The 23,290-nt window shown below is 49.4% G+C and carries 21 protein-coding genes; 11 read left to right on the plus strand and 10 right to left on the minus strand.

Translation table 11 applies throughout. The features are described 5' to 3' along the window. Positions 1 to 270: 270 nt before the first annotated feature. The 6 genes from mutY (at position 271) to DXT99_RS16080 (ending at position 7,902) form a co-directional block, all read left to right on the plus strand. Entirely contained in the window at positions 271 to 1,362 is a 1,092-nt protein-coding gene (mutY, locus tag DXT99_RS16055) for an A/G-specific adenine glycosylase (protein ID WP_115566596.1), read from the plus strand. A gap of 109 nt (positions 1,363 to 1,471) precedes the next feature. Beyond that, a complete protein-coding gene (locus DXT99_RS16060; RefSeq protein ID WP_115566597.1) occupies positions 1,472 to 1,960 on the plus strand; it encodes a single-stranded DNA-binding protein in 489 nt (162 codons plus the stop codon). Between the two features lie 26 nt (positions 1,961 to 1,986). Beyond that, a complete protein-coding gene (gene gldE / locus DXT99_RS16065; protein WP_246000771.1) occupies positions 1,987 to 3,357 on the plus strand; it encodes a gliding motility-associated protein GldE in 1,371 nt (456 codons plus the stop codon). A gap of 7 nt (positions 3,358 to 3,364) precedes the next feature. Then, a complete protein-coding gene (gldD, locus tag DXT99_RS16070; RefSeq protein ID WP_115566598.1) occupies positions 3,365 to 3,937 on the plus strand; it encodes a gliding motility lipoprotein GldD in 573 nt (190 codons plus the stop codon). Positions 3,938 to 4,113: 176 nt separating this feature from the next. After that, on the plus strand, positions 4,114 to 6,213 hold the full coding sequence (gene recG, locus DXT99_RS16075; RefSeq protein WP_115566599.1) for an ATP-dependent DNA helicase RecG: 2,100 nt from the start codon (positions 4,114 to 4,116) through the stop codon (positions 6,211 to 6,213). A gap of 222 nt (positions 6,214 to 6,435) precedes the next feature. Beyond that, positions 6,436 to 7,902: a hypothetical protein gene (locus DXT99_RS16080; protein ID WP_115566600.1), complete on the plus strand. Its 1,467-nt coding sequence runs from the start codon at positions 6,436 to 6,438 to the stop codon at positions 7,900 to 7,902. Here the strand turns inward: DXT99_RS16080 and DXT99_RS16085 are convergent. The 6 genes from DXT99_RS16085 to DXT99_RS16110 all read right to left on the minus strand — a co-directional run bounded on the left by DXT99_RS16085 (position 7,890) and on the right by DXT99_RS16110 (position 16,744). Continuing rightward, positions 7,890 to 8,648, minus strand: a complete 759-nt coding sequence (locus DXT99_RS16085; RefSeq protein WP_115566601.1) for a glycosyltransferase — start codon at positions 8,646 to 8,648, stop codon at positions 7,890 to 7,892. The genes DXT99_RS16080 and DXT99_RS16085 overlap by 13 nt on opposite strands. A gap of 173 nt (positions 8,649 to 8,821) precedes the next feature. Beyond that, positions 8,822 to 10,621 (minus strand): acyl-CoA dehydrogenase family protein, encoded by a 1,800-nt coding sequence (locus DXT99_RS16090; RefSeq protein ID WP_115566602.1) that lies wholly within the window; start codon positions 10,619 to 10,621, stop codon positions 8,822 to 8,824. A 59-nt stretch (positions 10,622 to 10,680) separates the two neighbouring features. Further along, positions 10,681 to 11,859 (minus strand): acetyl-CoA C-acyltransferase, encoded by a 1,179-nt coding sequence (locus DXT99_RS16095; RefSeq protein WP_115566603.1) that lies wholly within the window; start codon positions 11,857 to 11,859, stop codon positions 10,681 to 10,683. Positions 11,860 to 11,890: 31 nt separating this feature from the next. Then, positions 11,891 to 14,293, minus strand: coding sequence for a 3-hydroxyacyl-CoA dehydrogenase/enoyl-CoA hydratase family protein (locus DXT99_RS16100; protein ID WP_115566604.1), 2,403 nt, complete (start codon positions 14,291 to 14,293; stop codon positions 11,891 to 11,893). A gap of 24 nt (positions 14,294 to 14,317) precedes the next feature. Next, positions 14,318 to 14,752 (minus strand): MarR family winged helix-turn-helix transcriptional regulator, encoded by a 435-nt coding sequence (locus tag DXT99_RS16105; RefSeq protein WP_115566605.1) that lies wholly within the window; start codon positions 14,750 to 14,752, stop codon positions 14,318 to 14,320. A 231-nt stretch (positions 14,753 to 14,983) separates the two neighbouring features. Further along, on the minus strand, positions 14,984 to 16,744 hold the full coding sequence (locus DXT99_RS16110; protein WP_115566606.1) for an AMP-dependent synthetase/ligase: 1,761 nt from the start codon (positions 16,742 to 16,744) through the stop codon (positions 14,984 to 14,986). 242 nt (positions 16,745 to 16,986) lie between these two features. Here DXT99_RS16110 and DXT99_RS16115 point away from each other — a divergent pair, with 242 nt between their 5' ends. The 4 genes from DXT99_RS16115 to murQ all read left to right on the plus strand — a co-directional run bounded on the left by DXT99_RS16115 (position 16,987) and on the right by murQ (position 20,280). Further along, positions 16,987 to 18,141 (plus strand): formimidoylglutamase, encoded by a 1,155-nt coding sequence (locus tag DXT99_RS16115; protein WP_115566686.1) that lies wholly within the window; start codon positions 16,987 to 16,989, stop codon positions 18,139 to 18,141. A gap of 5 nt (positions 18,142 to 18,146) precedes the next feature. Further along, a complete protein-coding gene (locus DXT99_RS16120) occupies positions 18,147 to 18,407 on the plus strand; it encodes a cytochrome b5 domain-containing protein (protein ID WP_115566607.1) in 261 nt (86 codons plus the stop codon). A gap of 68 nt (positions 18,408 to 18,475) precedes the next feature. Next, the gene (locus DXT99_RS16125) at positions 18,476 to 19,333 is read left to right on the plus strand and encodes a hypothetical protein (RefSeq protein ID WP_115566608.1); all 858 of its coding nucleotides are present in this window, start codon (positions 18,476 to 18,478) and stop codon (positions 19,331 to 19,333) included. A 128-nt stretch (positions 19,334 to 19,461) separates the two neighbouring features. Beyond that, positions 19,462 to 20,280, plus strand: coding sequence for an N-acetylmuramic acid 6-phosphate etherase (gene murQ / locus DXT99_RS16130; protein ID WP_115566609.1), 819 nt, complete (start codon positions 19,462 to 19,464; stop codon positions 20,278 to 20,280). An 81-nt stretch (positions 20,281 to 20,361) separates the two neighbouring features. Here the strand turns inward: murQ and DXT99_RS16135 are convergent, their stop codons facing one another. Continuing rightward, positions 20,362 to 21,474 carry a cbb3-type cytochrome oxidase subunit 3 gene (locus tag DXT99_RS16135; protein ID WP_147294239.1) on the minus strand — a complete coding sequence of 371 codons (1,113 nt, stop codon included), beginning with the start codon at positions 21,472 to 21,474 and terminating at the stop codon, positions 20,362 to 20,364. A gap of 253 nt (positions 21,475 to 21,727) precedes the next feature. Here DXT99_RS16135 and DXT99_RS16140 point away from each other — a divergent pair, with 253 nt between their 5' ends. Then, positions 21,728 to 22,297, plus strand: a complete 570-nt coding sequence (locus DXT99_RS16140) for a hypothetical protein (RefSeq protein ID WP_115566611.1) — start codon at positions 21,728 to 21,730, stop codon at positions 22,295 to 22,297. 82 nt (positions 22,298 to 22,379) lie between these two features. On the opposite strand, the gene DXT99_RS27075 is transcribed toward DXT99_RS16140, so the two are convergent. From DXT99_RS27075 to DXT99_RS16150, 3 genes are all read right to left on the minus strand, one after another. Beyond that, the gene (locus DXT99_RS27075) at positions 22,380 to 22,541 is read right to left on the minus strand and encodes a hypothetical protein (protein WP_181885149.1); all 162 of its coding nucleotides are present in this window, start codon (positions 22,539 to 22,541) and stop codon (positions 22,380 to 22,382) included. A gap of 42 nt (positions 22,542 to 22,583) precedes the next feature. Next, positions 22,584 to 22,817 carry a hypothetical protein gene (locus DXT99_RS16145; RefSeq protein WP_115566612.1) on the minus strand — a complete coding sequence of 78 codons (234 nt, stop codon included), beginning with the start codon at positions 22,815 to 22,817 and terminating at the stop codon, positions 22,584 to 22,586. Between the two features lie 210 nt (positions 22,818 to 23,027). After that, positions 23,028 to 23,219 carry a hypothetical protein gene (locus DXT99_RS16150; RefSeq protein ID WP_115566613.1) on the minus strand — a complete coding sequence of 64 codons (192 nt, stop codon included), beginning with the start codon at positions 23,217 to 23,219 and terminating at the stop codon, positions 23,028 to 23,030. Positions 23,220 to 23,290 lie beyond the last annotated feature (71 nt).

A 23,290-nucleotide genomic window follows, 5' to 3' on the forward strand; every position in this document is an offset into this window, starting at 1 on the left:
GCGAGATAGCTCGCTTCGTCGTTTTCGGGGCACAAAGGTAAATTTACTTTTCGACAAGTAAAAGCATTCCCTATAAATTATTAGGCCCTCATACGCACGGCTTTAGCTTTCTAAAACTCCTTCTTCAGCCTTTCGCACCACCCTTTAACGTGGAGTAAAGGTTTATATTTCAGCCTCAGGCAACATAAATCAGTGTTGCACCATGGGTAAACATTCCCGTCCTTTGGCCTGTTTCACCAACTTAAAACCTTTGTATTTATACCTTTAACCATGGCTACTCCCGACCAGGCATATTTTGCCAATACTCTCCTTCGCTGGTATGGGCAGCACAAGCGCCCGCTGCCGTGGCGCGACACCACCAACCCTTATTATATCTGGTTATCAGAAGTTATCCTGCAACAAACGCGCGTGGCACAGGGCCTGCCTTACTACCTGAAATTTGCGGAAGCCTACCCTACCGTGCAGCAACTGGCCGCAGCCCCCGAAGACGAGGTACTGCGCCTGTGGCAGGGCCTCGGTTACTATTCCAGGGCTCGCAACATGCACCACACTGCCAAAATTGTGACAGATGAGCTTAACGGCCAGTTTCCGGGTAACTATGCGGCACTGCTCAAGCTAAAGGGCATCGGGAGTTATACTGCCGCAGCTATTGCAGCCTTTGCTTTTAAGGAACAGGTGGCCGTGCTGGACGGGAACGTGTTCCGGGTGCTGGCCCGGGTATTCGGCATCTCCGATGACATTGCAGTACCGGCCTCGCGAAAAGTCTTTCAAAAGCTGGCAGATGAACTGGTACCTGCCGATGCACCGGACGCCTACAACCAGGCCATTATGGAGTTTGGGGCCATACAGTGTACGCCTGTTATGCCTGACTGCCTGTTCTGCCCGCTGCAGCAAAGCTGCTTCGCCTTTAACAACGGCATGGTGCAGGAGCTACCTGTAAAGAAGAAGGCAAAGGCCGCGCGGCCCCGCTATTTTCATTACATTGTGCTGGAGCATGAAGGGGAATTTTACCTGCGCAAGCGGCTGGAGGGCGACATCTGGCAGGGCCTCTACGACTTCTACCTGTATGAGAGCCCTGATAAAACCCTGCCCATCGAGACCTTAGTGCAGGTGCTGCAACAGGCTGGCCTAGAGGTGGATTTGGCGCACCTGCAGCCACCCCAGAAAGACTACAAACACATCCTGAGCCATCAAAAAATTACGGCACGTTTTTACCGGATAAGGCTTATTTCACGTTTAAAAGAGGAGGTACTGAAAGAAACAAGAATAGCCCCTTTCAACGTTGAAGAAATAGAGGCACTGCCTAAGCCAATATTGATAAACAGCTATTTGAAAGATGCTAAGATTTTAGTATATTTATAGACTGAAACTTTTTGTATAGGCAAAAGCATTATCAGTTTTAGTAAGCCATATTGCCTCCAGCTTGGTTGCTGGAGTAGCCCATTTAACTAAAATATTATCGTAAAAAGACATGGCAAGTGTTAACAAAGTGATTTTGATTGGAAACCTGGGCAAAGACCCGGAAGTACGTCACTTAGAAGGCGGTGTAGCTGTCGCCCGTTTCCCAATGGCTACTTCTGAAAGCTTTAAAGACAAAAGCGGCCAGAAGCAGGAAAGAACAGAATGGCACAATATTGTGGTTTGGAGAGGACTGGCCGAAGTGGCCGAGAAGTACCTGAAAAAAGGAAATTCTGTCTATATTGAAGGCAGACTCAGAACAAACAATTACCAGGACAAAGAAGGCATTCAGCGCTACAGCACCGAGATTGTCGCTGATAACATGACTATGCTGGGCGGCCGCAGCGACAATGGCAGTGGCGGCGGAGGTAATTATCAAGAGTCCGCCTCGACTTCGTCTGCTGCCTCCTCTTCCGGCAGCAATTACGGCGGTGGCGCAGCAGCCACCAGCGGTGGAGCATCGGCTTTCCAGAACGACGAGCCGGATGACCTGCCGTTCTAACCTATGTTTCATTAAATGAATTAATCTTGGACAGTATAGATTCCGGAGACCCCCTGAGTTATAGTTTACTTCAGTTATTACAAAGTTCGCTTACACAACTCAGATATGAATACATAGCCGCCATACTGGCCGGCTTGATATTACTGCTGCTCTCTGCCCTCATCTCGGGGGCAGAGGCCGCATTCTTCTCACTCTCAGAGCAGGAGCTGGAGCAGTGCAAAAACAGCAAGCAACCTGCAAAGCAGCGCGTGTACCAACTCTTACAGACCCCGCGTAAGCTCCTTACCACTATCCTTATTCTTAACAACGGCATCAATGTCAGCATCATTACGCTTTTTGCGTATGTCGCCTGGCAGGTGTTTGGCACTATGGCCCTGCCCGCAGGTGTAATGGTTGCCTGTATGCTGTTTGCCACTTTTTTCATTGTGTTTTGTGGTGAGGTGCTTCCGAAGGTATATGCCCAGAAAAGGCGGCTGAATATTTTAACCAGAACTGCTTCTATCCTGTACCGCCTCGAAACTCCTGTTAAACCATTCTCATCGCTGCTAATGTCTATTAGTGGCTACCTTGATAAACATTATATGGTAAATGGCTATAACCAGACCATCGAGAACCTGCACCAAAGCCTGGATTTAGCTTTAACCAACGAGGAAACATCACCGGAAGAGCGACGGATTCTGCGGGGCGTCGTAAACTTCGGCTCTATTACGGTAAAGCAGGTAATGCGCCCCCGGGTAGATGTAAATGCCTTTAGCAGCTGTATGACGCTGCCTGAAATGCTGCCTTTGATTGTGCAGTGGGGCTATTCCAGAATTCCAGTCTACACGACAAGCAATGATAGGATTGAGGGCATCCTTTATGTAAAGGATTTGCTTCCTCACCTGAACAAAGGCGCAGACTTTAACTGGCAGCAACTAGTGCGGCCACCTTTCTTTGTGCCGGAAAACAAGCGCATTTCTGCCCTGTTCCAGGAGTTTAAGACAAAGCACGTGCACATGGCCATTGTGGTGAATGAATATGGTGCCACCTCTGGTCTGTTAACTTTAGAAGACATTGTGGAGGAGATTGTCGGCGAGATCAACGATGAATATGACGACGACGATGACATTATCTATTCTCAACTCGACGAAAATACTTTTATCTTTGATGGAAAGACATCGCTGCACGACTTTTGTAAGATAGCAGAAGTACCGTTTGATGCTTTTGACGAGGTAAAAGAGGAGAATGAAACAGTGGCCGGACTGATGCTGGCGCTGTTCTCCCGCATCCCGCGCGTAGGCGAGGAAGTTTCTTACGGTCAGTTTCATTTCACCGTAGAGTCGGCGGACTATAAGCGTGTAAAACGAGTTAAGATAAATGTCGCAAGTAAAAAAGAGCACTACCAGAAAGTCAGCTAATCTACAGATGTTTTTGTGGGCCTGCCTGGCAACGGCTATGGCAGCCTGCGGAACAGCAGAGTATACTCCAAAACCAAAAGGCTACAACCGCATAGACCTTCCACAAACAGCTTATCAGCCGCTTCAGGAAGCGCACCCCTATACCTTTGAGTTTTCAGAGCACGCCAAAATACGCCCTGATTCATCTGGTATAGCGCAACCGCACTGGATAAACATCATATATCCAAGCCTGGGAGCCAATGTGCAGCTAACGTACAAGGGCATTAACAGCGACAAGATGCTGAATGACTTAATGGAGGACTCTCGTAAGCTGACGGCAAAGCACCAGATAAAGGCGTACGCGATTGAAGAAAGCCAGGTGAAGACGCCTACAGGAGACATTGCCTCTGTTTTTGAGCTGGAGGGTGAAGTGCCTAGCCAGTTCCAGTTCTACGTGACTGACTCCACAGACCACTTCCTGCGCGGCGCTTTATATTTCCGTACCGCCACTCAGAATGATTCACTGGCTCCTATTATCGAGTATGTAAAGAAAGACATCGTGCACCTGCTGAACACGCTGGAGTGGAAGGAGAAGCAGTAATTGTTAGTTGTTGATTGTTTTTCGCCGTTGTTGGTGAAAAACACCAACAACGGCAATCACAGTACATAGGCAAAGGACAAGAGACTTTAGAGGTTATACTTCAAGGTCTTTTGTCCTTTGTCTTTTATCTTTGTATCATAGCCATTGTACGATAGTCAAACCACCAGCCAGCGGCATTGAACAACTTCTTCCATACTAAAATTGAATTCCTGAAGGGCGTGGGGCCGATGCGGGCGGAACTGCTGCAGAAAGAGCTGCAGATTTTCACTTACGGAGACCTGATCCAGCACTACCCTTTCCGTTACCTCGACCGCACGCAATTTTACAAGATTGCGGAGCTGGACGAGAGCCTGCCTTATGTGCAGGTGCGCGGCCGCGTACGCGGCAAGGAACTATTGGGCGAAGGAAGAAAGCAGCGTCTGGCAGCAACGTTGGTGGACGAGAACGGCGACCAGATGGAGCTGGTATGGTTTAAGGGCGTGAAGTGGATGCAGAAAACACTGAAGAATCACACTGACTATATTGTATTCGGCAAGCCAACCGAGTTTAACGGCAGGTTTAACATGGCGCACCCGGAACTTGAGGAACTAAGCGAAGAAAAGCAAACCACTTCCTTTCTGCAACCTGTTTACAATACCACCGAGAAGCTGAAGGCCCACCGCATCGACAGCAAAGTCATTGGTAAAATGATGGAGATGCTGCTGAAGGTGGCCCTGCCAAACGTACAGGAATCACTGTCGCCGGACCTGATTGACCATTACCGGCTGATGGACAAGCGCAATGCGCTCCTCAATATCCATTTTCCTGAATCGGCGGAGAAGTATAAGGCGGCGACTTTCAGGCTCAAATTCGAGGAGCTTTTTTACATACAGCTGCGCCTGTTCCGGCACAAGCTCGTACGAAAATCCGAACTGAAGGGGCAGGTGTTCAACCAGGTACCTACGCTCACCGAGTTCTACAAAAACCACCTTACCTTCGACCTGACCAACGCCCAGAAGCGGGTGGTGAAAGAGATATACAAAGACCTGACCGCTGGCAAACAGATGAACCGACTGCTGCAGGGGGATGTGGGCTCAGGAAAAACCATTGTAGCCTTCATCACTATGCTGATTGCGGCAGACAACGGCGCGCAATCAGTGCTGATGGCGCCCACCGAGATTCTGGCAGACCAGCACTATGTGGGCCTGAAGGCTTTTGCCGACAGCCTGGGAATTAACTTAGGAAAACTGACAGGTTCTTCAAAAGCAAAGGAACGGAAGGTGCTGCACGAGCAGCTGCGATCCGGCGACATGAAAATGATTGTGGGCACCCATGCCCTGCTGGAGGATGTAGTGCAGTTTCAGAACCTTGGCCTCTGCATCGTGGATGAGCAGCACCGTTTTGGCGTGGAGCAGCGCTCCAAGCTGTGGCGCAAGAACCCCCGCATTATACCGCACGTGCTCGTGATGACGGCCACTCCGATTCCGCGCACCCTGGCCATGACCTTATATGGTGACCTGGATGTGTCGGTGATTGATGAGTTGCCGGCAGGCAGGAAAGAGATTGTAACCGTCCACCGCTTCGATTCGCACCGGCTGCGCGTGTTCCAGTTTATCCGCGACCAGATTAAGCTGGGCAGGCAGATTTACATCGTGTACCCGCTCATAGAAGAGTCGGAGCAGATGGAGAACTATAAAGACCTGATGGATGGCTACGAGAGCGTAAAGCGTGCTTTTCCCGAATATAAGGTGAGCATGGTACACGGTAAGATGAAGGCGCAGGACAAAGATTACGAGATGCAGCAGTTCGTAAAGCACGAAACGCACATTATGGTAGCGACCACCGTGATTGAGGTAGGTGTAAACGTGCCCAATGCCTCCGTGATGGTGATTGAGAGTGCCGAGCGCTTTGGCTTATCGCAGTTGCACCAGTTACGAGGCCGTGTAGGCCGTGGTGCCGAGCAGAGCTATTGCATCCTCATGACGGGCTACAAGCTCAGTAAAGACAGCAAAACGCGCCTTGAGACCATGGTGCGTACCAATAACGGCTTTGAGATTGCAGACATCGACCTGAAGCTGCGCGGCCCCGGCGACCTGATGGGGACACAGCAAAGTGGTGTGCTGGACCTGCTGATTTCAGATTTAGCCAAGGATGCGCCTATTCTGCAGGAGGCGCGGGCAGCGGCGCAACGCGTGCTGGAGGCAGACCCGCTGCTGGAACAGCCACAGAATCATAATATCCGGCAGCACATACAATCGCTGAGTGCAAACACCGTTAACTGGAGTCGCATCAGTTAAGCTTTACCAGGAACACGAGCAGGCAATGATGATTTTTATAAGCCTAGCGATCTGCACTCCTTAAACAACAAAGCGCAGAACTATGATTTCGTTTATACCTATATTTAGGCCCAGGGCGTTATAGAAGCGCACAAACCATATCGTTCCACGAGAAACAATAGGTCTTGTGGTATATTTGCAGCTGTTCTTTATTCAGAATTAAACTCACCCCTTATTTTACCTGTGAAAAAGATTTTCATACTTCCGCTTTTGCTCCTTAGCCTGCTCTGGCAACCTGCGGCAACATATGCCCAGTTTAACAGAAAAGCATCTGTCGCCTTTTCCTATATGCCTGACGAGAGTAAGGAGCGCTACAGCCAACGCGTACCTCACAAAACCATACCTGTCGGCAGTGATGAGTTTATTATTCTGAGCCGAAGCGCGGCAGATGCCTACACAGTAGAGAAATACAGTGCTAAACTGAAAAAAGAGTGGACTGCGGAGGTAAAGCTGACAGGCACAGAGACACTGGAAGCCTTTGCAGCGAACCAGGAGGCTGCCACCGTGGTAACACACCGTGCAGACAATGGGCAGGGGCAGCAACAACTCTACGCCCACCGCATTGACCTGCGCACAGGCAAAAAGCAGGAAAGCGTCCTGTTGCTGGAGGCACCGGCCAAAAGCCGCCGGGCTAGCGTCGCCACCTCAGAGGATGGCACAAAGCTGCTGGCCTACCGCTACCATACCAACAGCAGCCATCAGATACAGGATATCAGTGGTACACTCTATGATGGCAAACTGCAGAAAATCGAAGATACCAATTATAACCTGCAGGACATATTCAACATACTCTCAGCAGACGTGCAGGTAAGCAACAGCGGAGAGCAATACATCAGCCTTATTTCTGATAACATGAAACGCCTGACCTCGCGGCTGTATAGCCCGGGCAGCGATGAAGTGCGCGTGATGTCTGTACTGGTGGGCGGTGTTTTCAGCGGAACAACAGTTTACATCCTGGACTCTAAGTTTAAGCTGATGCACAATGGTACGCTGTACGGTGCCGTGATGACGGCTGAGGAACCCAGTGGCCGGTACTATAGCCTGAAAACAGTGAAGTTTGATTTTGAGGCGGAGGACATGGTGTTTGCAGAGGAGTTCAGGTTCACCCCGGATTATGTCTCCCAGGTAAATTCTCTGGACAAGAGCAGCGACAGCAAGACAACCCGTCTCCAGGATATATACCTATCGGACCTGTTCCTGACACCTGAGCAGCAGCTTATCATAATGGCAGAAAAGAAGTACACAGAGGGAGGAAAAGACGCTCCTTACTTTGCCAAAGAACTGCACCTGTTCACGTACGACGAGTACATGAACAAGGACTGGAATTCTGTATTGATGAAGCACCAGCAAGCGCCTGCCGATGAAGCTTTCTCAAGCATCTCGTACAATGCTTACCTCAGTGGCAATACGCTGCACTTACTCACACTGGAAGAACTACGCGGGAAAAATGACCTTTACCTCCGACAGGTTGATGCTAACTCAGGAGAAGCAAGTGCGCCGAAAGCTGTTGGCTTAAACATAGCCAATGACAAAGATCTGGCTTATGTTAAAGACTTCACCGCCTGGCTCAGCGATAATAATGTTGTAGCAGTAGCGCGGCCAAGCCGAAGGGCAGATGAGTTAAGACTGAGCAAAATTCAGCTAAAGTAGGTCTTTACGTCCCGGAAGTCTGGCTCATAAGGCGATTGAGATTCAACTGAACTTTTCACATGCTGCTTTTGGTGAACCTTTTTAGTGAAAGAAGCCAACTGCAGCATCATGTGTGAGAACCCTACAAAAGAAACAATTTCCACGTACATCTTAAATTCCTTTTTAGAGCCATCCAGCACACCCAGTTTGTCCACTTTATAGGTATTCATGGCGGACCAAGGCATCCAGCGCACCACTTTCTTGTGGTGCAGCATGTAGCGATTTATGCCTACCTCTAATTGGTACCGGTGCACCTGCAGTTTCATCACTTGCCCTAAATCAGACTTTCTGATGAGGCGCTCACCAGACAGCAGGATATCGCTGCGGTACCACCGCACAAACCAAGGGGAGTTGATGCGGCGCAGTATGATCATATCGATAGCCGGTTGTTGCGTGTGGTAGGCCTCAATGGCAGCCTCAATCTCTTCTATCCGCAGTTCCTGGAGGTCTGCATCCATCATCAGAATCAGCTCATGCTTCACAAACTTTAAAGCATACTTTATAGCGGCAGCCTTGCCTTGGTTCTGCTGCAGCTGCACCACCTGTACCTGTGGCCAGTTAGCTTTGATATAAGCTGCTGTCCCATCCGTTGACCCATCATCTACACACAGAACCTGCCCAATCTGGCGAATTTGCGTGATTACTTTCAGCACATGCGCAATGCGCTCCCTCTCGTTATAAAAGGGAATTAAACATGTTACATTCATAGCTTTTTTTCAATGCTCAGGGTGCTTATCCACTCAGTACGGGAGTTAGGCTTCCAGATCCCAAATATCAGGAAAATATTTTGTGCTTTTATAGCAAAACACTCTAATTATACCATAAAAAATAAAAAGGCTACCACCAGCGGTGATAGCTTTTCCAGTTATAAATGGTCAGATTAATAAACAAACTCGTTTGCTTCTATCATAGCGGCAGCTATGCGGCGGCGGGCTTCTTTGGTGTTATAAAGGTCTCTCTTAGTGAAACGCTTCAATCCCATGAACAGCAGGCGCTGCTCATCTCCTTCTGCCATAGCGGCGATAGCTTCTTTACCTGCTCTAAAAGTAGTGTCAACGGCATCGTTTACTACCACACGCACGATATCCATTTCATTGGCAGCAGCTTCTTCTCCTTTCTGGCTCACCAGTTTCTCCACGCGCAGCAGCGTTGATTCTGCCACATACGTTTTGATGGCCATATCCGCAATATTCATCAGCACTTCCTGCTCTTTTGCCAGCGAGTTCATGTACTTCTGCACTGCTGTACCTGCTGTTAGCAAAATTGCTTTTTTGAGGTTGCGGATAGCTTTATGCTCTGCGGTGAACAGGCCTTCCTCTTCTTCCGCACCAAAATCCGGTATTGCCATCAGTTCCTGCTGCACTGCCTGGGCAGGGCCCATTAAATCCAGCTCGCCTTTCATGGCTTTCTTCAGGATCATATCTACAGTGAGCATACGGTTGATTTCGTTCGTGCCCTCAAAGATGCGGTTGATGCGGGAGTCGCGGTACGCGCGATCCATTGGGTAGTCAGCTGAGAAGCCGTAGCCACCGTATATCTGCACGCCTTCGTCTACCACATAATCCAGCACTTCAGAGCCTTCCACTTTCAGCATGGCACACTCCACGGCGAACTCACGGGCAGCTCCCAACAGCGCCTCGTTCTCGTCTGCACCACCGGCCATCAGCTCCTGCTCTTTGCGGTAGATATCCATACCACAACGGTAAAGAGCTGATTCCACGGCATAGATGCGAATAGCCTGCTCGGCTAATTTATACTTTATGGCACCGAATTTAGAGATTGGCAGCTTAAACTGATGGCGTTCATTCGCGTATTTCACCGACAGGTCCGCCACATGCTTTGAAGCACCAAGTGTAGCAGCGCATAGCTTGATACGGCCTATGTTGAGGATGTTGAAAGCTATCAGGTGGCCTTTGCCTATTTCGCCCAGCACATTCTCTTTGGGAACCTCGCAGTCCTCGAAAAACACCTGGCGTGTAGAAGAACCTTTAATGCCCATCTTGTGCTCCTCGTTGCCTAAGCTCACGCCTTTATAACCTCGCTCCACAATAAAGCCGGTAAACTTATCACCGTCTATCTGGGCAAACACCACAAACACATCGGCAAAGCCAGCGTTGGTGATCCACATTTTCTGACCGTTCAGGATATAATGCGTGCCGGCCTCGTTCAGTACAGCCTTGGTTTTAGCCGCCAGCGCGTCAGAACCAGAACCTGGCTCTGTCAGGCAGTAAGCTGATGTCCATTCGCCGCTTACCAGTTTCGGAATATAGTTCTGCTTCTGCTCTTCTGTGCCGAAGTACAAAATGGGCAACATACCGATACCCGTATGTGCCGCGAAAGCCACCGGAAACGAATGGCCACCTCCTACAGACTCTGTTACCAGCAGCGCTGTATTGAAGTCCATGTTCAGGCCACCATACTGCTCCGGGATAGATACTGCGAACAGCCCCAGTTCCCCTGCCTTTTTCATCAGGTTCTCCATCAGGCCTTCTTCGTGGTTATCAAGTCGCTCGAGCAGCGGCCACACCTCCTCGCGCACAAAGTCGCGGCAGGTCTGCGCCATCATTTGCTGCTCTTCATTAAACTCAGCAGGAATGAACACATCCTGCGGATTGGTTTCCTTTATCAGGAACTCGCCGCCCTGTAGGACAGCGGTTTTGTTTTCTGTTGTATTTGCCATTTTCTTGTCTTTTATCTTTTCATACTAAATAGCACGTTTCTCGTAGCACGGCTTTATAGTTACTTCAGCAGCTCATAAACCCCCGCAACACCCTGGCCGCCGCCCACGCAGGCGGTGACGAGGCCGTACTTCTTGCCTAAGCGGCGAAGCTCTGAGAACTGCTGCACGCTGAGTTTGGCACCGGAGCAGCCCAGCGGATGGCCGAGGGCGATGGCACCTCCGCTTATATTCAACTTGTCCGGGTCGAAGTCCAGGTGACGCATCACGGCGATGGACTGAGCGGCAAAGGCCTCGTTCATTTCTATCAGGTCGATGTCGTTCAGGGTCATGCCTGCCTGCTTCAGCGCTTTTGGTACGGCGGCAATCGGGCCCATACCCATAATGCGTGGATCAACGCCACCTGTGGCATAGCTCACGAGGCGCGCGATAGGCTCCAGGTTCAGTTCCTTGACCATGCGCTCGCTCATTACAATCACAAAGGCAGCGCCGTCTGATGTTTGTGATGAATTACCGGCTGTTACTGTACCACCTGCCGCGAAAACCGGCTTCAGCCTGGCCAGCGCCTCCAGGGAGGTGTCGGCACGAGGGCCTTCGTCTGTGTCTACCACATAAGTGCGGGTTTTCTTCTTGCCGTTCTCATCCAGGTAAGTCTCTTCTACCGTTATCGGCACGATCTGATCGTTGAAGTAGCCTTTCTCAATCGCGTTCAGTGCCTTCTGGTGCGACTTTAAAGCAAATTCATCCTGGTCTTCACGTGAAACATTGTAATCACTGGCCACAGCTTCTGCTGTTAGGCCCATGCTCAGGTACCAGTCCGGGTTTTTGCTGGCGATTTTGTAGTTCGGCACTGTTTTCCAGCCAGCCGTTGGCACCATCGACATTGATTCGGTACCACCCGCTATAGTACAGTCGGCCATGCCCGCTTGTATTCTGTTAGCAGCAATAGCGATTGTTTCGAGGCCGGAGCCGCAGTAGCGGTTCACAGTCATACCACTCACCGACATTGGCAGCGACAGCAGCGAAATCATACGTCCAATCTGCAGGCCCTGCTCCGCCTCCGGCACGGCGTTCCCCACAATCAGATCGTCTATGCGCTCCGGGTCCAGGGCAGGTACCGTACTCATTAAGTGCTTGATGACATCAGCAGCCAGGTCATCGGGTCTGGTAAACCGGAAAACACCACGGGGCGCTTTGCCCACCGCGCTACGAAATCCGGCTACGATATATGCATTGTTCATTTTGATGCTCTTTTATAGTTTATACTAAACCTTAATTTCTCAGCGGCTTACCTGTGGTCAGGATGCTCTGGATACGCTCCAGCGTTTTGCGCTCGCCTGTCAGCGACAGGAAGGCCTCACGCTCCAGGTCCAGCAGGTACCGCTCGCTCACCTCGGTTGGGGCAGACAAATCACCACCGCACATGACGTATGCCAGCTTTTGCGAAATTTTCAGGTCATGTTCTGACATGTAGCGCCCCGTGTACATGGCATTGGCTCCTGTCAGGAACATCCCCAACGCGCCCCTGCCCTGTACTTTGATGTTGGTGCGCTGCACCGGCTGGGTATACCCGGCCTCCGCCAGCAGGATAGCCTGCGCTTTGGCATCGGCAATCAGGCGGTTGCTGTTAATCGTGATGGCGTCGCTCTTGCGCATATAACCCAAATCGATGGCTTCTTTCGCTGAAGTAGACACTTTGGCCATACCTATGGTGAGGAACACATTCTTCAGGTCGTTGTACTCGATGTCGCCCTCGGCATACATATCGGCAGCGCGCATCGTCATCTCTTTTGTACCGCCACCGCCTGGTATCAGGCCAACGCCAAATTCCACTAAGCCCATGTAGGTTTCAGCGGCAGCCTGTACGTGGTCGCAATGCAGATTCAGTTCGCAGCCACCGCCCAGCGTAAGGCCGTGCGGTGCGCCTACTACCGGTATTGCCGAGTAGCGCATGCGCATCATCGTATCCTGGAACTGCTTTATCATGAAGTTGATTTCATCGTACTCCTGCTCTAGGGCATACATGTAAATCAGCGCCACGTTAGCTCCCGCAGAGAAGTTGGCGGCATCGTTTCCGACTACCATCCCTCTGAACTCTTTCTCCGCAATATCTACCCCTTTGTTCAGGCCAGCCACTACGTCGCCGCCAATGGTGTTCATCTTGGTGTGGAACTCGACGTTCAGGATACCATCGCCTATATCGATTAGGGTTACGCCGCTGTTTTTCCAGACTGTGTTGCTGCCGCGCAGGTTATTCAGTATGATAAAGTTCTCGGCTCCAGGTATGGCTTTATATTCTTTGGTATCGATGTCGTAGTAGCGGCGGGTGCCGTTCTCCACGATGTAGAAAGATTCCTTCTGCTGGTTCAGCATCTCCTCTACCCAAGGCGCTGGTTTGTAACCTGCCTCTATCATGCGCTGCACACCTTCGCGGGCACCGATGGCATCCCAGTATTCGAATGGCCCAAGTTCCCAGCCAAAGCCGGCACGCAGGGCGTCGTCTATACGGTATAGCTCGTCAGAGATTTCCGGTATACGGTTACTCACGTACTGGAACAAGCCAAACAGCGTCTCGTTGAAGAACTGGGCAGCTTTATCTGTTTGCCCCGAGAATGCCTTGATGCGCTTCCTTAGGTCATCAATCGGCTTCAGCGCCTCCAGGCTCTGGAATTTCACTTTCTGCTTTGGACCGTACTCCATGGTGTTCAGGTCCAGCGTGAGGATCTCAGTTTTGCCTTTGGCGTCTTTCGTCTTTTTGTAGAAGCCCTGTCCGGTTTTGTCTCCCAGCCATTTGTTCTCCACCATTTTCTGCACATAGTCCGGAATCTTAAACAGATCTCTGGACTCATCCTTCTCCCCTGCCTGGTACAGGCCATTGGCTACGTTCACGGTAGTGTCCAGGCCAACAACATCCAATGTGCGGAAAGTAGCTGACTTTGGTCGCCCAACGATCGGTCCGGTGATTTTATCTACCTCATCTATCGTCAGACCAGTTTTCTCCATGGCCTTCAGCGTTTGCATGATGCCGTAGATACCCACGCGGTTCGCGATAAAGGCAGGTGTATCTTTTGCCAGTACCGTTGTCTTGCCTAAGTACAGGTCGCCGTAGTGCATCAGGAAGTCAACGACCTCTCTGTCTGTTTCCGGCGTCGGGATAACTTCGAGCAATTTGAGGTAGCGGGGTGGATTAAAGAAGTGGGAGCCGCAGAAATGCTTCTTAAAGTCATCGGAGCGGCCTTCCAGCATCAGGTGGATCGGAATGCCGGATGTGTTGGAGGTGATGAGCGTACCCGGCTTGCGGTGCTGCTCCACCTGGTCGTACACAATTTTCTTTATCTTCAGGTTCTCCACCACCACTTCAATGGTCCAGTCGGCAGTGGCGATGTCCTTCATGTTGTCTTCAAAGTTGCCCGTTTGAATTAGTTTTGCATCTGACTTACGGTACAACGGCGACGGGTTGGAGTTGACGGCCGCCTGCAGTGAACTGTTCACGATGCGGTTGCGCACGTTCTTGTTCTCCAGTGTCAGTCCTTTTTTCTCCTCGTCCGGCGTCAGCTCTTTAGGAACGATGTCGAGCAGCAGCACCTTCACGCCAATGTTGGCGAAGTGGCAGGCAATCCGGGAACCCATCACGCCGGAGCCAAGCACCGCTACTTTTTTAATTATTCTTTTCATAGAATGGCTATTGTTGTCTATGGATTAAAAAATCTTTTTATTTTCTATTATACTCTGTACCTGGGCGCATACCTTAAAGAATACATCTAACTCTTCCTGCGGCACTTCCTCGCGCACCTTATAGTTGAATTGCTTTACCGTCTGGCGCGATATTTCTTTTTTCTCCAGTCCTTTCTCTGTCAGGAAAATGCGTACCAGTCGCTTATCACGCGCATCCGATACTTTATAGATCAGATCATCATCCTCCATGCTCTTGAGAATGCGGGTAAGGCTGCGGGCTTCCAACCCAAGTAGCGGGGCAATTTTAGTGGCGGGCGTACCTTGTTGCTGGTCTATGTTGAGCAACACAAACCCAATGGATGTGGTGATTCCGCTTTTAGCAGCCTCGGTGTTATACATGCGCGAGATAGCATGCCAACACACCTTAAAGTTATAATCTACAGTTTCTTCCGGCTTCATGTAATATCAATGGTATATACCAAATATAAGAAAATATGTTATGCTTGCATACTACTTTTGTGAAAACTTTAGCTGCATGCATAAAATTTAATACGGAAGTTTTGATGATATGCTTAAAGCAGGTCGGAATATATAGGCAAGCGCTCCAAAATACGAGGCAACAAAAAAATCCCTGCCGTGGTGGCAGGGATTTACAGTTGATTGGGCACGGTTATGCTTCCATCAAAAGCGCTAAAACATGCTATCGATCAGGTTTTGGTGGTTTTCGGTAATTGCCTTCCGCTTCACTTTCAGCGTTGGCGTCAGTTCACCGCTTTCCACCGTCCACATTTTAGGAACCAGCTTAAATTTCTTGATGGTTTCGAACTGCGCCAACGATTCATTGGTCTTCTCTACCTCCCGCTTATACTTCTCCAGCACTTCAGGGTGAGAAACCATTTCCTCATCGGAACTATACTTGATGCCCTTGTGCGAGCACCAATCCTGCAGCCCTAAGAATGCCGGTACAATAAGCGCGGCAGCGTACTTCTGCCCGGAGCCTACCACCATCGCCTGCTCAATTACCACCGACTCCTTCAGCTTATTCTCGATTGGCTGCGGCGCTACATACTTACCACCTGATGTTTTGAATATCTCCTTCTTACGGTCTGTGATCTTAAGGTATTTACCGTCTACCAGCGTACCAATATCACCGGTGTGGAACCAGCCGTCCTTGTCTATCACTTCGCTTGTCAGATCCGGCTTATTGTAGTAGCCTTTCATTACGTGCGGGCCGCGCGTCAGCACCTCGCCGTCTTCTACAGCTATCTTCACCTCCACGCCATCAATGGCAGGCCCTACTGTGCCTATAACGTTATTTTCAGGTTCGAACCTGTTCACAGCTATTACCGGAGAGGTCTCTGTCAGGCCATAGCCTTCCATTATCCGCATGTTGGCAGCCCAGAACACCCGTGCCAGGCGCGGCTGCAGGGCAGCACCACCCGAAACAATAGCGATGATATTGCCTCCCAGCGCTTCACGCCATTTGCTGAAGATAAGTTTATTGGCCAACGCCAGTTGCTGGTTATACAACCAGCCCTGGTCTTTCTGTGTATCGTACTTCAGGCCAAGTTCCAGCGCCCAAAAGAACAGCCTGCGCTTAACCCCTGTTAACTCCATACCTGTGGCCACAATCCTGTCATATACCTTTTCGAGCAGGCGTGGCACCGTGGTAAAGATGTGTGGCTTCACCTCTTTCAGGTTATCCGCTACTTTCTCGATGCTTTCGGCATAGTAAATAGAAACGCCTATTCTAAAGTACAGGTACAACAGCATGCGCTCGAAAACGTGGCAAAGCGGCAGGAAGCTTAGCGCCCGGTGCGTATGGTTTACAGGCACAATAGGGAAAATACTCGTTACGTTGCTCACAAGGTTGCTGTGCGTCAGCATTACTCCTTTCGGATTGCCGGTGGTGCCGGAAGTATAGATGATAGTGAGTATATCGTCTGGTTGCACAGCGGCCTTCAGTGGCTCCAGTTGCTGCACATCGCTGCCGGTGCCCATGTCCAGCACCTCCGTCCAGGGTCTTGCTCCCTTCACATCATCAAACGTATAAATTTCTTTTATACCTTCCATTCCCTCTGTAGCTGCAACTACTCTGTTATAGAGCGAATTGTCAGCAACAAAAATCGCCTTCACTTCGGCATCATTCAGAATAAAGCGATAGTCTTCTGTGGTGATGGTTGGGTAGAGCGGCACGCTAATCGCGCCTATTTGCTGTATACCAAAATCAACCAGCACCCACTCTGGGCGGTTAAACGAGATAATAGCGACCTTATCACCTTTCCCTAAGCCCATTTTAAGCAACCCAAGGCTTACTTTATTGGCATAATCCTGCACATCCTGCGTGCTGTACTTCTGCCAGGTGCCGTTCACTTTGGCAGCAAGACAGTCGGGCTGCGGAAAATTCTGCAATTGGTGAGGAAGAAGGTCTAGTGCTCGGGTAATATCCATAGTGTGTATATTAGTCAGGTCTTTTTTGTATAAACTTACGCGTCAGGCAACAGAAAGTATGTAATCACCTCTCTTGTTGTTCCTCTATGCATTTTAACTATTTTTTCTAAATCTGCCACTGTCAGAGACAGAATATTTATGATAACTTATATTTACAACTCATAATTCAGCCTTCTATTGCAGGTAAAGTCACCTGTTGAAAACCAAATTTTAAGTATTTTTGACTTTTCCAGATGAATCCTATGAACCTGTCAATCTTTTTTGAGCCGCTGAACGAGGATGTGTACGCCACGCTTAATAAGCCCCGCACGTTAGGCGCCTACATCAGCCGCTTCGTGAGCAAATCCCCGGACTGGCGGAGTGCTGACATTGCCATACTCGGTGTAAACGAAAGCAGAGGCCGTAACGAGGACACGCCTGCAACTGCCAATGCGCCTGCACGCGCCGTACGGCAGCGGCTTTATAACCTGAACAAGGGAACAGGCCGTTGCCGGGTAGTGGACCTCGGCAACCTGCGCCCCGGCATTACTTTAGAAGACACTTATTTACGGCTTAAGGAAATAGTAGAGGTGCTGATTTCGCACAACACCATCCCTGTCATCATCGGCGGCTCGCATGACCTGGAGTATGGCCAGTACCTGGGTTACGAGCATCTGGAGCGCGTGGTGAACATGGTAACCGTAGACAGCAGTGTTGACATGACGGAGGAAATTGCCGCCACACCCAATAAAAAGCAACTGCGCCAGATTCTGATGCACGAGCCGAACTACCTCTTTAGCCTGGGGCAGATAGGCTATCAGTCGTACCTGGTGGAGCCGGAGGTGATGGCAACAATGGAGAAACTACACTTTGAGGCGTACCGGGTAGGCGAAGTACACCGTGGAGTGCAGGAGATGGAACCTGTGGTACGCCTGGCTGATCTCCTCACATTCGATATTTCCGCTATCCGCCACCAGGATGCCCCCGGTTATGAGCCGGCTAACCCGTTTGGGCTTACAGGCGAGGAGGCTTGCCAACTCTGCTGGTATGCCGGCCTGAACGACAATTTAACCTCACTCGGTATCTACGAGTACGATCCCGCCCAAGACGACCGGGACCTGACCGCCATGACCATTGCTACCATGATCTGGTACTTTATAGAGGGCTTTTACCATCGCAAAAACGAGCTTGACTTTACCAGCAAACAATTTACCAGGTATGCCGTTGCCTTTAACAGCGACCCGGACCGCATGATTTTTTACAAGAGCAGGAGCGGTGAGAAATGGTGGCTGGAGGTAGAACCGCTCAGCAGCGAAAAAAGCAGCCGTATTGTGCCCTGCAGCTACGAAGACTACCTACAGGCCATTGAGGGCGAAGTTCCTAACCGCTGGGTGCTGACGCAGGCACGGATTGGGTAAATTTTATGACTCTACCAGAATACACGCTGCAGCAGCTGGCCTCGCGTAACGGGCAGGACCGGGACGAAATATGGGTGGCGTATAAAGGTGTGATTTATGATGTCCGGAAGTCGAGGATGTGGCGCGACGGCAAACACTATGAGCACTGGGCCGGGCAGGATCTGACAGAAGAACTGAAAGATGCACCGCATAATGCCAACGTCTTTGATAAATTTGAGGTAGTAGGCCTCGTAAAGCACACAATTCGCAGAATAGAGGAGCAATAGAAAGGCCCGTAATAAAAAATTATTAAATTGGGAGGAAGTCCTCATAAACCAAAAAATCCTAAGACAGCATGATATTAATAGCTGATAGCGGCTCGACCAAAACAGACTGGCGCATGATAGATGCCACAGGTGTTCATGAACATATACTTACAGCAGGTATCAACCCTCAGTACATAGAGTCCGCTCAGATTTACAACATATTTGAAGCAGAACTGCTTCCGCATTTGAAAGAGAAGAACCCGAGTACAATTTATTATTATGGCGCAGGCTGCAGCTCTCCGGACCGGAACCTGCGTGTGGAGCAGGCTTTGAAAAAAATTTTTCCTAACAGTGAGGCCGTTGTAGACCACGACTTACTTGCAGCAGCCCGTGCCCTTTGCGGCCAAAAGCCAGGTGTGGCCTGTATCCTAGGGACCGGCTCAAACTCCTGCCTGTACGATGGTGAAAACATTATCGACAATGTTCCCTCCCTGGGTTTCCTGATAGGTGATGAAGGCAGTGGTGCCTACTTAGGTAAGATGCTCATCAGAGCGTACATGTACCGGGAGCTGCCAGAGGAACTGGCTACTTCGCTGAGGAACCGTTACAACCTCACAAAAGAAAGCATCCTGGACGGCGTATATCTCTCTGACATGCCCAGTACGTATCTGGCCACTTTTGCCAAATTCATGCATGAAAAGCGCAAAGACCCGGTGATACATGCTATGATCTATCAGAATTTCGATGAGTTTTTTGAACGCCATGTCTGTAAGTACAAGGGCTATACAGAAGTACCTGTAAACTTTATCGGTTCTGTGGCCTATCACTTCTCTGACACACTGCACCAGGTAGCTAAAAAATATGGCGTGCATATCGGCACCATCATTACAAGCCCAAGCGAAGGGTTGATTGCCTACCATCAGGAGCTGCTGTCGCAGAACGTATAGCTATTCAGACAAAGGGTTAGGGACGAAAGATAAAAGACTCGCCGTGATACAGGCATTGTACTCTTTCTTTCCCTGCTTTTCTTCTGCCCGTTCAGAATTCATCATTTAAAACTTAAAATTCCAAGAAATTGTCTACTACCGAATCAGCCTCTAATTACGACAGCCTCGAGCAGATGAGCGTGCGGGAACTGTTAGAGAACATTAACCGCGAAGACCAGACGGTGCCGCAGGCGGTAGCAAAAGCAATCCCGCAGCTGGAGGCACTGGTACAGGCCACTGTAGAGCGGCTGCAAAAAGGCGGCAGGCTCTTCTACATTGGGGCCGGCACCAGCGGCCGCCTGGGTATTGTGGACGCCTCTGAATGCCCTCCTACTTATGGAGTGCCGCATGGCATGGTAGTAGGCCTCATAGCGGGAGGAGACAGCGCCATACGCAAGGCAGTAGAGTTTGCCGAAGATGATCAGGAGCAGGCATGGAAAGACCTGCAGGCCTACAACATCAGCCAGGAAGACATAGTAGTGGGCATTGCTGCCTCTGGCACGACACCTTACGTTATCGGAGGGCTTGATACCTGCCGCAGGCACGGCATTGCCACAGGTTGCATTGTTTGCAATGCCAATAGTCCTGTTGCCGCTAAGGCAGACTATCCGGTAGAAGTCGTTACTGGTCCTGAGATTGTAACTGGCAGCACGCGCATGAAAGCCGGCACAGCGCAGAAACTGGTGCTTAACATGCTTACCACTACTACCATGGTAAAACTTGGCCGCGTGCAAGGCAATAAGATGGTAGACATGCAGCTTTCTAACCACAAGCTCGTGGACAGGGGTATCCGGATGCTAATGGAGGAGCTTAACCTCAAAAACACAGAGGCTGGCGCTCTGCTTAAAAAGTATGGCAGTGTACGCGCCGCCATGGAGGCTTTCCGGGGCAGCGACAATCCGGCATAGTAAATCAAATCATAAAAGCTATACAACAGAAAAGCGGCTGCAGGAAAAATCTCCTGGCAGCCGCTTTTCTGTTGTATGGGTTTACTCTTCTGCTACGGTTAAGCGTTCTAACAGTACATCGGCAGCCTCGCTGCTTGGTACAACATAATTCTTAACAGACCAATCATAGTTGAGCTTAAACTGCGCATCTTCTGCATTGTGCAATACCTTCTTCCTGTAATCCTGCAGTGGCTCCAGGCCTAACTCTTCCCTTCTTTTATTAATTTGTGCCAACTCCTCGTCACTCATACTTTCCAGCAACAAGCTCTGTATCTTCTCATAATTCTTGTCATTATCTTTGCATCTTCTGCACCTGATTTTAGCAAAAGCCCTGGAACCATACATGATCTTCCCGGCCTGCTGGTCCAGCAAATAAGCCACAGGTTGCGGTGCCATCCGCCCTTCTTTTACAGCTTTTGACAGAATGCCTTTAAAATCATAACCGTTTCTGGCTGTGGTCTGCCGCTCAATCACAATGCTAAAGCGGGGCAACTCCTCTAAGGTGTCAGCCACCCCAATCAATGCCTCACCGGGGTAGCCGTAATCGTTAATCCAGTTCAGCAGGTTTGTTACATTGTCAGCCTCTATCTGCCGTATGGTATCGCCATGCACACGCAAACCTCCTTCCGCCTGCCGGAAGTACTGGTCGCGGGCATAAAGCTCATCCAGGTCGTCGCGCAGTATGAGGTTGGCAGCCTCTTCATACCTTTCCCGTCGCTTGGGGTATTGCTTTTTAAATTTCTTCCACTGCCGTGATGTCTGCAATGTATCGAACACCTGCTGCCGCTCCAGGTAAGGTAGGCTTACCCCTTTCAGCACTAATTGCTCCAGGTAATCGAAGGCCTGCTTCTCATCCCCCAACTTTACTGCGCTTACGGCAGCGTTATAATAATCACGGGCAAAGGGAACAGGCACAGCGGCAAAGGCCTGCTGGTAGGCAGCCAGCGCCTCCTCGTAATTTCCTTCTACAATTTCCAACTCTGCTACATTTATAACAGGGTGGTACACCTCAGTATAATCCGGCACCTCTGCCTGCTCCGGCACTCCGGATGTAGCACATGCCTGCAGGCAAAACACCAGCAACAGAAAGGTGGCACAACGGTAAAAAGTCGCAGGTAGCAGAAGAATCTTTTTTAGGGGTGAACACTGGTACATAGAACGAAATATCAATTAATGGAACTACAACGATAGCGTTTATACTTTTTAATAGTGCACGCTATTCCAAAACAGTTCCTGCATCAGAAAATTACATTATCTTAAATAATAATGAAAGCTTTTTTAGTTGATCCTTTGTTTCGAGGCAACTGGGCTGCAAAAGAGCAGGAAAAGCCTCAACTTTGCAGCAGCCTTGCCAGTACACGAAGCAACAGGTTCGATATACAGGCCCTACTATTACGCTTGAATTTTTATGCATACCATAGAACCATTTTATAACTGGATTGATAAGTACTCTGCTGCCGAAGATCCGCGCTCACCGCTGTTCGGCACCGAGAGCAACCTCCTGCAGTACACCAATACCATTTACGGATATTATATACATCCGCAATGGGATGATATGGAGTCTGAAACGCTCTTCCTGAAAATACTCTATACCGACTACGACTTAGGCTTTACCATCATCGAGTTTATCGGGGAGTGGAACGACACGCTGCACAACGACATCATGCAGCTGAAGCGAAACATTATTGACCCGCTGGTAAACGAGGGCATTCACCGGTTCATTATTATCGGGGAGAATGTGTTCAATTTCCACGGCTCCGACGATGCATATTATGAGGAGTGGTTTGAGGATATTGAAGATGGATGGATTGCTGCGCTTGGCTTTCAGGAATTTGTAATGAGCGAGATGAAAAACTATAACTTAGACTACTACATTAACTATGGAGGCAGCCTTGATAATATTCCTTGGCGCACTTTTACCCCCAAACGCTTATTTGCCCTTGTGAACGGTATGATTCAAAAACGGCTGGGGCCATAAGCTATCAATTTCAAACAAAAAGGGACCTATGTTTATGGTCCCTTTTTGTTTGAAATTGATTTAAAAAAAATCTAACTACTAGTTAACGGTCTATCTCGTCTTCTACTTCCTCAGCAGCATCCTCAATCTCTTCAGCAGCTTCTTCAGTTTCCTCTTCTATTTCTTCTGCAGCACTCTCAGAAGAAGCGCAAGAACCAAAGGTTAACAGGCCTGTGGCCATGAGCATATACATTATCTTTTTCATAGTTCCTTTCAATTTAATTCACCCTTACTCTTTAATTCATCCTTACTGTATTATGATAGTAGTATCCGCTTCTTCGGCCACTGCTTCGTTATATTCTTCCATTTCCTCTTTCAGTTCCCGTCTTTCTTCAACTATATCCTCCCTATCACCCTCTTCCCGCGCTTCTGTTAAATCTTCAGACTCCTCTATTACATCCTCTCTTTCTTCTGCAGGTGAGTTACAGGAACCAAAGGTTAAAAAGCCTCCTGCCATCAGCAGGTATAATACCTTCCTCATATTCACTTCTTTATTGGTTTCTATAATAAAAAGTAGCTATTCACTTATGTTATACGGATGCAATTTTAAATAGCTGTACGTGTACGGCTTCACACACAATTGCCAAACAGGCCGTGCCTGCTTCATACAACTCCACTCAGACCGCAGCAAAAAAAGCAAAAGGGACCTGCTGTACAGGTCCCTTTTGCTTTAATATACTATGCTCTATTACTACTGCTGTTCAACTTCATCCTCCACTCTCTCGGCGCCTTCTTCAATCTCATCTCCCACTTCGTCTGCACCTTCTTCTATATCATCTCCTACTTCATCAACTCGTTCTTCTGTTCTGCTTTCTGAGGTAGACTCGCAGGAAGCAAAGGTAAATAATCCAGCTGCCAGCAGCATAAAAATTGGCTTTTTCATATGTATATGCGTTTTAAATTAAACTCTGTTTGTAATTCTATCTATTTAAGGGGCTGTTCTGCTGTCTCCAC

This window comes from Pontibacter diazotrophicus (assembly GCF_003367245.1).
Taxonomy (GTDB): Bacteria; Bacteroidota; Bacteroidia; order Cytophagales; family Hymenobacteraceae; genus Pontibacter; species Pontibacter diazotrophicus.

Coding starts and splice junctions, on each gene's coding strand:
- mutY (WP_115566596.1), top strand. CDS start 271: ATGGCTACTCCCGACCAGGCATATTTTGCCAATACTCTCCTTCGCTGG.
- DXT99_RS16060 (WP_115566597.1), top strand. CDS start 1,472: ATGGCAAGTGTTAACAAAGTGATTTTGATTGGAAACCTGGGCAAAGAC.
- gldD (WP_115566598.1), top strand. CDS start 3,365: ATGTTTTTGTGGGCCTGCCTGGCAACGGCTATGGCAGCCTGCGGAACA.
- DXT99_RS16085 (WP_115566601.1), bottom strand. CDS start 8,648: ATGAATGTAACATGTTTAATTCCCTTTTATAACGAGAGGGAGCGCATT.
- DXT99_RS16090 (WP_115566602.1), bottom strand. CDS start 10,621: ATGGCAAATACAACAGAAAACAAAACCGCTGTCCTACAGGGCGGCGAG.
- DXT99_RS16095 (WP_115566603.1), bottom strand. CDS start 11,859: ATGAACAATGCATATATCGTAGCCGGATTTCGTAGCGCGGTGGGCAAA.
- DXT99_RS16100 (WP_115566604.1), bottom strand. CDS start 14,293: ATGAAAAGAATAATTAAAAAAGTAGCGGTGCTTGGCTCCGGCGTGATG.
- DXT99_RS16105 (WP_115566605.1), bottom strand. CDS start 14,752: ATGAAGCCGGAAGAAACTGTAGATTATAACTTTAAGGTGTGTTGGCAT.
- DXT99_RS16110 (WP_115566606.1), bottom strand. CDS start 16,744: ATGGATATTACCCGAGCACTAGACCTTCTTCCTCACCAATTGCAGAAT.
- DXT99_RS16115 (WP_115566686.1), top strand. CDS start 16,987: ATGAACCTGTCAATCTTTTTTGAGCCGCTGAACGAGGATGTGTACGCC.
- DXT99_RS16120 (WP_115566607.1), top strand. CDS start 18,147: ATGACTCTACCAGAATACACGCTGCAGCAGCTGGCCTCGCGTAACGGG.
- DXT99_RS16125 (WP_115566608.1), top strand. CDS start 18,476: ATGATATTAATAGCTGATAGCGGCTCGACCAAAACAGACTGGCGCATG.
- DXT99_RS16135 (WP_147294239.1), bottom strand. CDS start 21,474: ATGTACCAGTGTTCACCCCTAAAAAAGATTCTTCTGCTACCTGCGACT.
- DXT99_RS16140 (WP_115566611.1), top strand. CDS start 21,728: ATGCATACCATAGAACCATTTTATAACTGGATTGATAAGTACTCTGCT.
- DXT99_RS27075 (WP_181885149.1), bottom strand. CDS start 22,541: ATGAAAAAGATAATGTATATGCTCATGGCCACAGGCCTGTTAACCTTT.
- DXT99_RS16145 (WP_115566612.1), bottom strand. CDS start 22,817: ATGAGGAAGGTATTATACCTGCTGATGGCAGGAGGCTTTTTAACCTTT.
- DXT99_RS16150 (WP_115566613.1), bottom strand. CDS start 23,219: ATGAAAAAGCCAATTTTTATGCTGCTGGCAGCTGGATTATTTACCTTT.